Annotated in this window: 10 protein-coding genes; 4 read left to right on the top strand and 6 right to left on the bottom strand. The window is 71.9% G+C overall.

Going from position 1 to position 13,576, the window contains the following annotated elements; genetic code table 11:
- Nucleotides 1-22: 22 nt before the first annotated feature.
- The 5 genes from PUR71_RS31625 to PUR71_RS31605 all read right to left on the bottom strand — a co-directional run bounded on the left by PUR71_RS31625 (nucleotide 23) and on the right by PUR71_RS31605 (nucleotide 6,846).
- Nucleotides 23-1,201 carry an XdhC/CoxI family protein gene (locus PUR71_RS31625; protein ID WP_329930599.1) on the bottom strand — a complete coding sequence of 393 codons (1,179 nt, stop codon included), beginning with the start codon at nucleotides 1,199-1,201 and terminating at the stop codon, nucleotides 23-25.
- Between the two features lie 119 nt (nucleotides 1,202-1,320).
- Complete coding sequence (locus PUR71_RS31620) at nucleotides 1,321-2,814, bottom strand: NCS2 family permease (RefSeq protein WP_329930598.1); 1,494 nt, start codon at nucleotides 2,812-2,814, stop codon at nucleotides 1,321-1,323.
- Nucleotides 2,815-3,110: 296 nt separating this feature from the next.
- Complete coding sequence (gene pucD, locus PUR71_RS31615) at nucleotides 3,111-5,477, bottom strand: xanthine dehydrogenase subunit D (protein WP_329930597.1); 2,367 nt, start codon at nucleotides 5,475-5,477, stop codon at nucleotides 3,111-3,113.
- The gene (locus PUR71_RS31610) at nucleotides 5,474-5,962 is read right to left on the bottom strand and encodes a (2Fe-2S)-binding protein (protein ID WP_329930596.1); all 489 of its coding nucleotides are present in this window, start codon (nucleotides 5,960-5,962) and stop codon (nucleotides 5,474-5,476) included. The genes pucD and PUR71_RS31610 overlap by 4 nt, the downstream gene beginning before the upstream one ends.
- A complete protein-coding gene (locus PUR71_RS31605; RefSeq protein ID WP_329930595.1) occupies nucleotides 5,959-6,846 on the bottom strand; it encodes an FAD binding domain-containing protein in 888 nt (295 codons plus the stop codon). The genes PUR71_RS31610 and PUR71_RS31605 overlap by 4 nt, the downstream gene beginning before the upstream one ends.
- 425 nt (nucleotides 6,847-7,271) lie before the next feature.
- On the opposite strand from PUR71_RS31605, the gene PUR71_RS31600 reads away from it, so the two are divergent.
- Nucleotides 7,272-8,870 (top strand): PucR family transcriptional regulator, encoded by a 1,599-nt coding sequence (locus PUR71_RS31600; RefSeq protein WP_329930594.1) that lies wholly within the window; start codon nucleotides 7,272-7,274, stop codon nucleotides 8,868-8,870.
- 152 nt (nucleotides 8,871-9,022) lie between these two features.
- Here PUR71_RS31600 and PUR71_RS31595 read toward each other — a convergent pair whose 3' ends face one another.
- Nucleotides 9,023-10,150: an alpha/beta hydrolase gene (locus PUR71_RS31595; RefSeq protein WP_329930593.1), complete on the bottom strand. Its 1,128-nt coding sequence runs from the start codon at nucleotides 10,148-10,150 to the stop codon at nucleotides 9,023-9,025.
- Between the two features lie 310 nt (nucleotides 10,151-10,460).
- On the opposite strand from PUR71_RS31595, the gene PUR71_RS31590 reads away from it, so the two are divergent.
- From PUR71_RS31590 to PUR71_RS31580, 3 genes are all read left to right on the top strand, one after another.
- Entirely contained in the window at nucleotides 10,461-11,489 is a 1,029-nt protein-coding gene (locus tag PUR71_RS31590) for a substrate-binding domain-containing protein (RefSeq protein WP_329930592.1), read from the top strand.
- A gap of 74 nt (nucleotides 11,490-11,563) precedes the next feature.
- Nucleotides 11,564-12,553, top strand: a complete 990-nt coding sequence (locus PUR71_RS31585) for an ABC transporter permease (RefSeq protein WP_329930879.1) — start codon at nucleotides 11,564-11,566, stop codon at nucleotides 12,551-12,553.
- Between the two features lie 73 nt (nucleotides 12,554-12,626).
- Nucleotides 12,627-13,541 (top strand): ATP-binding cassette domain-containing protein, encoded by a 915-nt coding sequence (locus PUR71_RS31580; RefSeq protein ID WP_329930591.1) that lies wholly within the window; start codon nucleotides 12,627-12,629, stop codon nucleotides 13,539-13,541.
- Nucleotides 13,542-13,576 lie beyond the last annotated feature (35 nt).

Raw genomic sequence — 13,576 nt, 5'->3', positions numbered from 1 at the left:
GCCGGACCGGCGACCCCGCCCGTCAGGCGGCGTGCGGGGCCTGGGCGCCGTCGCGTTCGGCCGTCGCCAGGTCGTGGTGGATCGGTCCGTCGCCGGCGCTGAGCGGCAGGCAGCTGCCGCCGCGGCGGTGGGCGATGATCTCGGCGGCGACCGAGACGGCGGTCTCCTCGGGGGTGCGGGCGCCGAGGTCGAGGCCGATGGGGGAGCGCAGCCGGGCGATCTCGGCGTCGGTGAGGCCGACCTCGCGCAGCCGGGCGTTGCGTTCGCGGTGGGTGCGGCGGGAGCCCATGGCGCCGACGTAGCCGACGGGCAGCCGCAGGGCGCGCTCCAGCAGGGGGATGTCGAACTTGGCGTCGTGGGTGAGGACGCACAGCACGGTGCGTCCGTCGATCCGCTCGAGCTGGGAGTCGAGGTAGCGGTGGGGCCAGTCGACGACGACCTCGTCGGCGTCGGGGAAGCGGCGGGCGGTGGCGAAGACGGGCCGGGCGTCGCAGACGGTGACGTGGTAGCCGAGGAAGCGGCCGATCCGCACGACGGCGGCGGCGAAGTCGATGGCGCCGAAGACGATCATGCGTGGCGCGGGTACGTAGGACTCGACGAAGCAGGTGACGGTGCCCTGGTCGTGCTCGTCGCAGGGGCGGCCGTCGAGGCCGAGGACGATCGTGCCGGTGCGTCCGGCGTCGAGCATGGCGCGGGCCTCGGCGACGATGGCCCGCTGGAGGGCGCCCACGGTCGACGGGCCGACCGACAGGGCCCCGCATTCGCCGTCCGCGGTGACGGCGAGGGTCGCGCCGACGAGGCCGCCTGGTCCGGCGATGACCCGGGCGAGCGCGACGGGCGTGCCGGCGGCGATGTGGGCGATGCCGGCGTCGAGGCCGGGGTCGGCCCCGGGCACGACCGGCTGGACGAACACGTCGAGGATCCCGCCGCAGGTCAGGCCGACGGCGAAGGCGTCCTCGTCGCTGTAGCCGAAGCGTTCGAGGACGCCTTCGCCGCTCGCGATGGCGCGCTGGCACAGCTCGTAGACCGCGCCCTCGACGCAGCCGCCGGAGACGCTGCCGATCGCCTCGCCGTCCGCGTCGACGGCGAGGGCGGCGCCGGGGTCGCGGGGGGCGCTGCCCGAGACGCCGACGACGGTGGCCACGGCGAAGGAGCGCCCGGACGCGTGCCAGGCCTGCAACTGCTCGGCGATGTCCTGCATGTCGGGAGGCTCCTTACACGGTTTCGACAGTAGCGGGGGCGCCGCCGTACGGGAAACGATCCCGTACGGCGGCGTCGCCGCGAAAGCGTGTCCCCGGGTGCCCCGGGACGCCGCCGCGGCTAGTGCACGCCCAGCCAGGACTTGATCGGCGAGAGCGCGAAGTACACGACGAACACGCCGGTGAGGATCCACATCAGGACGCCGGGCTCGCGCCACTTGCCCTGGCCGGCCTTGATGACGGTGTACGAGATGACGCCGGCGGCCACGCCCGCGGTGATGCTGTAGGTGAACGGCATCAGGACGCAGGTGAGGAAGGCCGGGATGGCGACCTCGCGGTCGGACCAGTCGATGTGCCGGGCCTGGCTGAGCATCATCGAGCCGATGACGACGAGCGCGGCGGAGGCGACCTCGACCGGGACGATGCCGGCCAGCGGGGAGAAGAACAGCATCAGGGCGAACAGGCCGCCGGTGACGGTGGAGGCGAGGCCGGTGCGGGCGCCGTCGCCGACGCCGGTGGCGGACTCGACGAAGACCGTCTGCCCGGAGGCGCCGGCCAGGCCGCCGACCGCGCCGCCGGCGCCGTCGATGAACAGGGCCTTGGACAGGCCCGGCATGCGGCCCTGCTTGTCGGCCAGGCCCGCCTCGGTGCCGACGCCGATGATGGTGGCCATCGCGTCGAAGAAGCCGGCGAGGACGAGGGTGAAGACGGCGACGGAGGCGCTGATCGCGCCCATGCCCTTGCTGCCGAAGGCGCCGAACAGGTCGACGTGGCCGAAGAGTCCGAAGTCGGGCGCGGCGACCGGGCTGCCGGGCCACACCGGGACGGAGTTCGCCCACGCCTTGGCCGGCACGTGGGCCAGCTTGTTGACGACGATGGCGACCACGGTGCCGCCGGCGATGCCGATCAGGATCGCGCCGCGCACGTTCCGCGCCATCAGCACGAAGATCGTCAGCAGGGTGAGGCAGAAGATCAGGACGGGCCAGCCGGAGAGCTCGCCGAAGGGGCCCAGCGACAGCGGGGTGGGGCCGCCGGTGTGCACGAAGCCGGCCTTGTACAGGCCGATGACGGTGACGAACAGGCCGATGCCGATGGTGATCGCGTGCTTGAGCGGCAGGGGTATGCCGTTCATGATCTTCTCGCGCAGGCCGGAGACGACCAGCAGGACGATCAGCAGGCCGTAGATCACGCACAGGCCCATGGCCTGCGGCCACGTGGTGTGCGGGACGACCAGGGCGGAGACCGCGCCGGAGACGGAGAGGCCGGCGGCGAGGGCCAGCGGCACGTTGCCGACCACGCCCATGAGGATCGTGGTGACGGCGGCCGCGAGGGCCGTCGCGGTGGTCAGCGCGGCGTGGTCGAGCTTCACGCCGTTGACGTCCGCGCCGCTCAGGATGAGCGGGTTGAGCAGGATGATGTACGCCATCGCCATGAAGGTGGTGAGACCACCGCGTAGTTCGTTGGCGAGCGTCGATCCCCGGGCCGAGATCTTGAAGTACGCGTCGAGTGCGCTGTTCGGCCGTGCTGCCGGGACCGACGTGGGGGTGTCGTCCTCGGCGGGTGTGTCTGCGGGTCTGTCTTCGGTGGTGCCGGGCTCCGTGGGGATCCGGGTCATGTCCACTCCCAAGGTTCAAAGGGGGTTGGGGTGGGCGAGCCGACCTGACTGCCAGGCAACGAATCCGGCGCAGGGGGACTAATCGACTCACTGGGCGCACTCTGTGGCTGTGCCGGCGGTGCGTAGGTGGTGCGCACCGCTGCAGAACCCCGGCGTGGGAGAGGCAGCGGGATGGTGCGCTCGCGTATCGGCTCGTGGTGCATGGCGGTCGCCTCTACTGCGAGGTGGGGGTGGTGCTGCCCCGGGGCGGCGGGGAAGACGGTCGCCGCCCCGGGGAGGTCCGTGAAGTGCCGGGTTCAGCCGGGCTGTTCGGTGGTCAGGTGCTCGGGGCGGACCGGGATCCGCTTGAGCGCGAGGCCGGTGGCGTTGCGGATGGCCGCCACGATCGACGGGGTGGCCGAGACGGTCGGGGCCTCGCCGACGCCGCGCAGCCCGTAGGGGGCGTGGGGGTCGGGCAGTTCGAGGATCTCGACGGGGATCGGCGGGGTGTCGAGGATGGTGGGGATCAGGTAGTCGGTGAAGGAGGCGTTGCGCACCTTCCCGTCCCGGACGATGATCTCCTCCATCACGGCGAGGCCGAGCGCCTGGGTGCAGCCGCCCTGGATCTGGCCGACGACGGAGAGCGGGTTGAGCGCCTTGCCGACGTCCTGGACGGCGGTCAGCTCGACCACCTTGACCAGGCCGAGCTCGACGTCGACGTCGACGACCGCGCGGTTGGCGCAGAAGGTGTACTGGACGTGGCCGAAACCCTGTCCGGTCTCCTTGTCGAACGCCTGGGTCGGGCGGTGGTGGTGCTCGCGGGTGAGGTCGATGGCCTCGTCGCCGAGCAGGTCGACCATGGACACCAGCGGGCCCGCGGCCTCGGAGACGACCTTGCCGCCGACGAGGGTGATGTCGTCGTGCAGCCAGCCGTAGCGGCGGCGGCCCTTGTCGATCAGCGCGCGCTTGACCGCCTCGGCGGCGAGCTTGACGGCGCCGCCGGTCATGTAGGTCTGGCGCGAGGCGGAGGTCGAACCGGCCGACCCGACCTCGGTGTTGGCCGGGTGGATGGTGACGAGTTCGACGCCGAGCTCGGTGCGGGCGATCTGGGCGTGCACGGTGACGCCGCCCTGGCCGACCTCCGCCATCGCGGTGTGCACCATGGCGACCGGCTCGCCGCCGATCACCTCCAGGCGCACCCGGGCGGTGGAGTAGTCGTCGAAGCCCTCGGAGAAGCCCACGTTCTTGATGCCGACCGAGTAGCCGACGCCGCGCACGATGCCCTCGCCGTGCGAGGTGTTGGACAGCGCGCCGGGCAGCTGGCGCACGTCCAGGTGGGCGGTGTCCAGCGGCGGGGGCAGCGGCATGTCCTTGACCCGCTGGAGCAGGTCGGCGACCGGGGCCGGCGAGTCGATCCGCTGGCCGGTGGGCATGAAGTCGCCCTCGGCCATGGCGTTGAGCTGGCGGAACTCGACCGGGTCCATGCCCAGTTCGGCGGCGAGGCGGTCCATCTGCGTCTCGTAGCCGAACGCGGCCTGCACCGCGCCGAAGCCGCGCATCGCCCCGCAGGACGGGTTGTTGCTGTAGAGCGCGATGGCGTGCATCTTCACGTTCGGGATCACGTACGGGCCGTGGCCGAGCGAGGCCGCGTTGCCGACGACGGCCGGGGAGGCGGAGGCGTAGGCGCCGCCGTCCAGCACGATCCGGCAGTCGGCGAAGACGAGCTTGCCGTCGCGGGTGACGCCGTGCTCGTAGTGCATCTTCGCCGGGTGGCGGTGCACGTGGCCGTAGAAGGACTCGTCGCGCGAGTAGACGATCTTGACGGGCTTGCCGGTGTGCTGCGCCAGCAGGCACGCGTGGATCTGCATCGAGATGTCCTCGCGGCCGCCGAAGGCGCCGCCGACACCGGCGAGGGTGAGGCGGACCTTCTCCTCGGGCAGGTTCAGCACCGGGGCCATCTGCTCGCGGTCGACGTGCAGCCACTGGGTGGCGATGTACAGGTCGATGCCGCCGTCCTCGGCGGGCACGGCGAGGCCGGACTCGGGGCCGAGGAAGGCCTGGTCCTGCATGCCGACCTCGTAGTCGCCGCTGACGATGATGTCGGCGAGCGCGCGGACCTCGTCGGTGACGCCGAGGCCGGAGACCAGCTTCTGCTCGTGGCAGATGTTGCCGTAACCGTGCGACTTGAACTCGTGCGGCTCGTGCACGTAGCCGTGGGTCTCGGGGTCCAGGCACTGCTCCTCGGTGACGATCGGGGTGAGCACCTCGTACTCGACCTTGATCTTCTTCACCGCGCGGCGGGCCGTCTCCGGGTGGTCGGCCGCCACGAGCGCGATCGCCTCGCCGTGGTAGCGGACCTTGTCGATCGCGAGGGCCGGCTGGTCCTGGATCTCCAGGCCGTAGAACTTCGAGCCCGGGATGTCCTGGTGGGTGAGGACGGCGTACACACCGGGCACCTTGAGCGCCTCGGAGATGTCGACGCTCAGGATGTTGGCGCGGGGGTGCGGCGAGCGCAGCGCCATACCCCAGAGCATGTCCTCGTGCCACAGGTCGGAGGAGTACGCGAACTCGCCCTTGACCTTCAGGTTGCCGTCCGGGCGCAGCGGGGAGCCGCCGATGCCGTCCTTGGACGCCTGGTCGATGTTCTGGAGGTTCTTCTGCCCCTGGATCGTGCGCGTGCTCATGCGGACTCCGCCTTCCCGGCGCACTTGCGGGCGGAGGCGAGCCGCACCGCGTCCATGATCTTCTCGTAGCCGGTGCAGCGGCACAGGTTGCCCGACAGCGCCTCGCGGATGTCGTTGTCGCTGGGCTGCTCGTCGCGCTCCAGCAGGGCGTCGGTCTGCACCAGCAGGCCGGGGGTGCAGAAGCCGCACTGGACCGCGCCGGCGTCGACGAACGCCTGCTGGACGAGGCCGAGCTCGCCGTTCTCGTCGGCCAGGCCCTCGACGGTGCGCACCTCGCGGTCCTGCACCTGGCCGGCCGCGACCAGGCAGGAGCAGACCGGCACGCCGTCCAGGTAGACGGTGCAGGAGCCGCACTCGCCCTGCTCGCAGGCGTTCTTGGAGCCGGGCAGGCCGACCCGCTCGCGCAGCACGTACAGGAGGCTCTCGCCCTCCCACACGTCGTCGGCCTCGACCGGCTTGCCGTTGGCGGTGAAAGTGACCCTCATGCCGCGCTCCTGATCTGCTTGCTGTAGTCGTTCCAACACCAGGTGAGGGTGCGGCGGGCCATGACGGCCAGGGAGTGGCGCCGGTACTCGGCGGTGCCCCGGACGTCGTCGATGGGGGAGGCCGCGGCCTTCACCAGCTCGCCGAAGCGCTGGATGACCTCGGTGCCCAGCAGGTCGCCGGATTCCCACAGGCCGCGCTCGGCCAGCACGCCCTGCAGGTACTCCTCGGCCTCGACGGCGCGGCGCGGAGTGGGGGCGGCCGAGCCGATGCCGGTGCCGACGGTGCCGTTCCTGGGGTGCAGGGCGAAGCCGAAGGCGCACACGGCGATGACCATCGCGTTGCGGGTGCCGATCTTCGAGAACTGCTGGGGGCCGTCGGCGACGGGGATGTGCACGGCCCGGATCAGCTCGTCGGCCGCCAGGCTGTTGCGTTTCACGCCGACGTAGAACTCGTCGATCGGGATCATCCGGGTGCCGCGCACGGAGGCCGCCTCGACGAACACGTCGCGCCCGGCCGCCAGCAGCGCGGGGTGCGCGTCACCGGCCGGGGAGGCGCCGCCGAGATTGCCCCCGACGCCGCCGCGGTTGCGGATCTGCGGGGAGCCGACGGTGTGGGACGCCAGTGCGAGGCCGGGCAGCGGCCCGGACAGCTCGTCGATGATCCGGGCGTAGGGGACCGAGGCGCCGAGCCGCACGACGCTGCCGTCGTTGGACCATTCGGTGAGCTCGGTGATGCGGTTCAGGTCGAGAATCGCGGATGGCCGGTGCACGTCGAAGTTCATCTCGACCATGACGTCCGTGCCGCCCGAGATGGGCAGCGCGGTCGGGTACTCAGCCTTCGCCGCGAGTGCCTCGTCCCAGGTAGCGGGCCGAAGGAACTCCATGCGGGTGTCTCCTCAAGTCGTCGCCGGCCGGACGGGTGGGCTCTTTGCCCGGAACCCGGTGTTCGGGACCTGCCCACCGTTTCGTCGCCTCGGCGTCGGATCCCGGTCACCGGGCTGTGTCCGGCGGCGTGTGGCCAGTGAACCGCTGTGACGGGGCCCACTGGCAGTCACCGATGGCATGAAGCCCCGGCTGTGGTCCCGCCCGGCATCCTGTACGTTCCTCTAAGGAGGACAACGTCGCAGTCCAGCTATTCACCAGGCGCTACTTACGACCGTAATCCGGCCGTGATTCGGGAGCCACGGGCCCGTGACCCGCGGCCCCGGACGGACGTAACGCCAAGCACGGATGTTCGGGCACACTGTCACCCCAGGCAGCGCGCCCGGGCCCCTCACCCCCACCGATCCAGCCCGTTAGGAGTCCGCGGATGCGTGTCCGTGACCTGCTCGCCCCCGGCGCCCCGCGACTGCGCCTGCTCGCGGCCGAGGACGAGCTGGACCGGCAGGTCAGCGGCGTCATGACCACGGACCTGCACGACCCCGGGCGCTACCTGCACGGTGGCGAGCTGGTGCTCACCGGCATGCTCTGGCGCACCGGCCCGGCCGACTCGGAGCGCTTCGTGCGCACCATCGCGGCCGGCGGCGCCGTCGCCCTCGCGGCCGGCGAGGCGGAGGTCGGCCCGGTGCCCGAGGACCTCGTCGAGGCCTGCCGCCGCCACCGGATGCCCCTGCTGGCCGTCCCCGACGACATCGCCTTCGGCACCGTCACCGAGTTCGTCGGCCGGCAGGTCTCCGCCGACCGCGCCGCCGACCTCGCCGCCCTCGTCGACCGCCACCGCCTGCTCGTCTCGGCGGCCGGCGGCGGCGGACTGGACGCCGTCCTGGACCTGCTCGGCGGCGACCTCGACCTCGACTGCTGGGTGCTCACCCCGACCGGCGCCGTGATCGCCGGACCCGCCGACCACCTGTCGGCCGAGGACCGCGACCAGCTGGTGCGCGCCCACCTCGCCGCCCAGCGCCAGCGCCGCCGCCCCCCGCACCGCGCCCGCCTCGCCACCGGCGCCTACTCGCTGCTGCCAGCCCCGGCCACCGCCGACGCCGAGCACGAGGCGCCGCTCGCCGACTGGGTGCTCGCCGTCGCCGGCGACGTCACCGAATGGACCACCAAGCGCCAGCAGCTCGCCGAGAACCTCGCCCGCCTCGTCGCCGCCGAGCGCCAGCGCCGCGACGAGGGCCGCCGGCTGCGCCGCCGCCTGGCCGACGAACTGCTCGACCGGCTGCGCCGCGACGCCGACCCGGCGGAGATCAGCCGCACCCTCTACGCCTCCTCGGCGATGGCCGCGCGCTACGAGAACGTCGAGCCCAAGCCGCAGGCCCCGGAGGGCTCCTGGCTGGTGCTCAGCGCCGACGGCACCGGCCTGCCCGAGGGCATGGTGCGGGCCGTCCTGGAGGAGGCGCTCGGCGGCACCACCGACCGGGCGCTGGTCGCCGGGGCCGGCACCGGCGCGGTCGTCGTGATGCCCGTGCTGGAGGCCGCCGTGCCCGCCGACACGCTGCGCGAACTGCTCGCCCCGCTGGAGGCCGGCCTGGGCTCCGAGGGCCGCATCACCCTCGGCGTCTCCGCCCCCGCCTCCGAGGCCGGCGGCCTGCGCGGCGCCCTGGAGGAGGCCCGGCACGCCCGCCGGATCGCCGCCGCCCGGGTCGGGCGGGTGTGCGTGGCCGGCCCCGAGGAGCTCGCCTCGCACGTGCTCCTGCTGGCCGCCGTCCCCGACGAGGTGCGCCGCGCGTTCCGCAGTCGCCTGCTGGACAAGGTGATCGGCTACGACATCGAGCACCAGGCCGACCTCGTGCGCACCCTGGAGGCGTTCCTTCGCTCGGACGGCTCCTGGACGCGCTGCGCCGGGCAGTTGCACGTCCACGTCAACACGCTGCGCTACCGGATCGGCCGCATCGAGGAGCTGACGGGCCGGGACCTCTCGCGCCTGGAGGACCGGGTGGACTTCTACCTGGCGCTCGAACTGGCCTGACGGCACGACGAGTACGGCGAGCACGGCGAGCACGGCGAGTGCGACGAGTGCGACGAGTGCGACGAGCATGATGAGCACGACGAGCATGACGAGCACGACGAAGGGGCCCGCCGCGAACGCTCGCGGCGGGCCCCTTCGTCGTCGGGGTGTCGCTACTGCGCCGGGATGATCCCGGTCAGCCACTCGAAGACGCCCGGCACCATCTTCTTCCACAGGTCGGTGGTGTGCGGGCCGGTGCTCTCCTGCACCTGGACGATGGTCGGGGCCTTGGCCGCGGCGGCCAGCGACTGGGCGTCCTCCCAGCCGTCGCCCTTGGCGCCGCTGATGAACAGCGAGACCTTCGGCGGGGTCTGGGCGGTCTTCAGGATGTTGACCGGGTTGTTGGCCTCGCGCAGCTTCACGTCCTTGCCGACCAGCGAGTCCGGCTCCTGGCCCGGGTCGTTGTAGCCGGAGAGGCTGATGCCGGCCCGGTAGCGGTTCGGGTGGGCCAGGGAGAGCTTGGCGGCGCAGTGCGCGCCGGCCGAGTAGCCGGCGATCGCCCAGCGCTCGGGGGAGGGGTCGGCGCGGAAGTTGTCCATGATCATCTGCGGCACGTCCCGGGTGACCCACGCGTCGGCGTTGACCTTGCCGGGGATGTCGGTGCAGCCGGCGTCCTGGTGGTTGCCGAGGATCAGGGTGCGCGGCGAGACCAGGATGAACGGGGCGACCTTGCCCTGCTGCATCAGCGGCTTGAGCTGCTCGGACACCTTGAGGGTGCCGTACCAGGTGGAGGAGGAGCCGGGGTAGCCCGGGATCAGCTCGACGACCGGGAACTTCTTGTCCTTGTAGGCCGGGTCGTCGTACTGCGGCGGGGTCCAGACCAGCACCTCGCCGTCCACGCCGGACACCTGGCCCTTGAGCTCGGTCTTCTTGACGTCGCCGGGCACCGCCGGGTCGTTCACGCCGCCGAACTGCTGGAGCACCTTCGCCGGCGACTTGACGTCCCCGCCGGACTTGGCCTGGCCCGCCGGGTCGTCCTTGGGCACGGCGGGCACCGCGCGGACGTGGTCGCCGGTGCCGAGCAGGTCGTCCCAGCTGCCGTAGATCAGGTTCGCGTTGTTCACCATCACGAAGACCATCAGCACGGCGGTGATCTGGCAGAACACGATCATGACCAGCCGGGACAGCACCTTGACCGGTTCGGGTCCGCGCACCTTGCCCCAGAAGAACAGTGCGACCGCGATCGACACCGGCACGAGGATGACCGTGAGGATGAAGAAGGGCGTACCTGTCAGTTGCATGAGTTCTCGTTATCCGGATCGCAAGCCGCCCGGGCCCCACTCGCCCGCGCGCACTCCAATGGCAAGGGACGGCGTTGAACCGGAGATCGGTTGCCATCCAAATCTGTGCGGAACCTGAGAGGAACATCACGTTTCTGTGACGTTCCTCTTTCGGGTCGGCGCCTAGTCTGCCACCCGGACGGTCGTCCTCCGGACGAGGTGTCCAGCCAACGCTCAGGAAGGCCCCCAGGGGCACCTTACCGTCCGCGCCGCCCCGGCCGCCGGGCGAGGCGGTGCGAGCCCGCGCGGCGGCTACGGAGAGAATCGTGGGATGAGCACAACCCGCTTTCGCCCGTCCCGCCGGTTTCGGCCCGCCCTCGCCGCCCTCGCGGTCGCGGTCGCCGTGGCCGGCTGCAGCAGTACCGGAGGCAGACGCGCCGAGGAGGCCCGCGCCAAGGCCGCGGCCGCCGGCGGCAGCGCCGTCACGACCCCGCGCTGGAAGGTCGCCATGGTGACCCACGCCGGGCCCGGCGACGCCTTCTGGGACAGCGTGCGCAAGGGCGCCGAGCAGGCCGCCGCCAAGGACAACATCACCTTCCTGTACTCCAACGACGCCCAGACCCAGAACCAGGTCCAGCTCGTCCAGGCCGCCATCGACCAGAAGGTCGACGGCCTGCTCGTCACCCTCGCCAAGGGCGACGCCATGGCCGCCGTTCTCGCCAAGGCCAAGGCCGCCGGCATCCCCGTGATCACGATCAACTCCGGTCAGGAGTACTCCTCCAAGTTCGGCGCGCTCACCCACATCGGCCAGGACGAGACCACCGCCGGCCAGGCCGCCGGCGCCGAGCTCGCCTCCCGCGGCCGCAAGGACGTCCTGTGCGTCATCCACGAACAGGGCAACGTCGGCCAGGAGCAGCGCTGCTCCGGCGCCCAGTCCGGCTCCGGACTGTCCGGCGCCTCCTTCCAGGTCCTCTACGTCGACGGGGTCAACATGCCCGACGCCCGGGCCGCGATCTCCGCCAAGCTCCAGGCCGACCCGGCCATCGACACCGTGCTGACCCTCTCCGGCCCGATGGCCGCCACCGGCCTCCAGGCCGTCCAGGACGCCCGCCGCCAGGTCGAGCTCGACACCTTCGACCTCGGCACCCAGGTCGTCGCCGGACTGAAGTCGGGCAGCGTCGGCTTCGCCGTCGACCAGCAGCCCTACCTCCAGGGCTACGAGGGCGTCGACCTGCTGTGGCTGTACAAGTCCAACCTGGACATGCTCGGCGGTGGCAAGCCGGTCGCGACCGGCCCGCAGATCCTCACGAAGAACGACGCGGACGCGCTCGCCGAGTACGTCGCGAGGGGGACCCGTTGAGCACCCCGTCGAGCAGTCCGTCGGGCGCCCCGTCGGGTGCTGCGGACCTCCTCGCCCAGGACCGTCCGGCGGCCCTGCGGCGCCTCCTGGCACGCCCCGAGCTCGGGGCGCTGATCGCCGCCGCTGCCGTCTTCCTGGTCTTCGCGGCCGCCGCCGAACCCTTTCTGCGGGTCTCGTCGCTGGGCACCGTGCTCTACGCCGCGTCCACCATCGGGATCATGGCGGTGCCGGTCTCGCTGCTGATGATCGGCGGCGAGTTCGACCTGTCGGCCGGCGTGCTGGTCACCACCGCCGCGCTGACCTCGTCGATGGTCTCCTACCAGTTCACCGCCGTCACCTGGGTCGGCGTCGTCGTCTCGCTCGCTGTCGCGCTCTCGGTCGGCTGGTTCAACGGCTGGATGCTCGGCCGCACCAGGCTGCCGAGCTTCATCGTCACGCTCGGCACCTTCCTGATGCTGACCGGCGCCAACCTCGGCGTCACCAAGCTCGTCTCCGGCACCGTGTCGACCAAGCCGATCTCCGACATGCAGGGCTTCGCCTCCTGCCGCTGGCTCTTCGCCTCCGAGGTCACCGTCGGCGGGCTGACGATCAGGGCCACCGTGTGGTGGTGGCTCGGCATGCTCGCCGTCGGCAGCTGGGTGCTGCTGCGCACCCGCTTCGGCAACTGGATCTTCGCCGTCGGCGGCGACGCGGCCGCGGCCCGCGCGGTCGGCGTGCCCGTCGCCCGGACGAAGACCGTCCTCTACCTGGGCGTCGGCTTCGGCGCCTGGGTGCTCGGACAGCACCTGCTGTTCTCCTTCGACACCGTCCAGTCGGGCGAGGGCGTCGGCAACGAGCTGATCTACATCGTCGCGGCCGTCATCGGCGGCTGCCTGATCACCGGCGGTTACGGCTCGGTGGCCGGCTCGGCGCTCGGCGCGCTGATCTTCGGCATGGCCAGCAAGGGCATCGTGTACGCGCAGTGGAACCCGGACTGGTTCAAGTTCTTCCTGGGCGCGATGCTGCTGCTCGCCGCCCTGCTGAACGCCTTCGTCAAGCGCCGGGCCGAGCGGGGGCCGCGATGAGCGGGCGGAGCGAGCGAACCATCAAGAGGCGCGCACGGGCGAACGCCCCTGCCGAGCGGAGCGAGGTGGGCGCGTGAGTACGGAACTCCTCTCCCTCGAGGGTGTGGGCAAGAGCTACGGCACCGTCCGGGCGCTGCAGGACGTCTCGCTGACCCTGCGGGCCGGCGAGATCAGCTGCGTGCTCGGCGACAACGGCGCGGGCAAGTCCACCCTGATCAAGATCATCGCGGGGCTGCACCGGCACGACGAGGGCGTCTACGCCGTCGGCGGCGAGGAGGTCCGCTTCGACTCCCCGCGCCAGGCCCTCGACCGCGGCATCGCGACCGTCTACCAGGACCTCGCCGTCGTCCCCCTGATGCCCGTGTGGCGCAACTTCTTCCTCGGCTCCGAGCGCGGCCTGCGCCGCTGGGGCGGGCTGCGCCTCGACGCTGACGGCATGCGCGCGACCACCCGCGAGGCGCTCGCCCGGATGGGCATCGACCTGCACGACGTCGACCGGCCGATCGGCACCCTGTCCGGCGGACAGCGCCAGTGCGTGGCCATCGCCCGCGCCGTCCACTTCGGTGCCAAGGTGCTCATCCTGGACGAGCCGACGGCCGCCCTCGGCGTCAAGCAGTCGGGTGTCGTGCTCAAGTACGTCACCGCGGCGCGCGACGCCGGGCTCGGGGTCGTCCTGATCACGCACAACCCGCACCACGCGTACCTGGTCGGCGACCACTTCACCCTGCTCAAGCGGGGCCGGATGGCGGGCAGCCACCCGCGCGACGCGATCGGGCTCGAAGAGCTCACCACCGAGATGGCGGGCGGCTCCGACCTCGCCGAGCTCTCCCACGAGCTGGCGCGGCCGAGCGTCGGCGGTGGCCCTCGCGGCGGGTCCGGCGCCGACGAGACTCCTACCGGCACGAGTTCCGAGAGCAGTTCCGACACCAGTTCTGAGACCGATTCCGAGACCAGTTCCGACACCCGTGAGGAGCGTCCGCAGCCGTGAACAGCCCCCAAGGCAGCACCCGGCCGGCCGTCCTG

Origin of the sequence: Streptomyces sp. SP17BM10 (genome assembly GCF_036322405.1) — a bacterium.
Taxonomy (GTDB): Bacteria; Actinomycetota; Actinomycetes; order Streptomycetales; family Streptomycetaceae; genus Kitasatospora.
The sequence above is the reverse complement of the archived record's forward strand: the minus strand, read 5'-3'. Positions and strand labels throughout refer to the sequence as shown.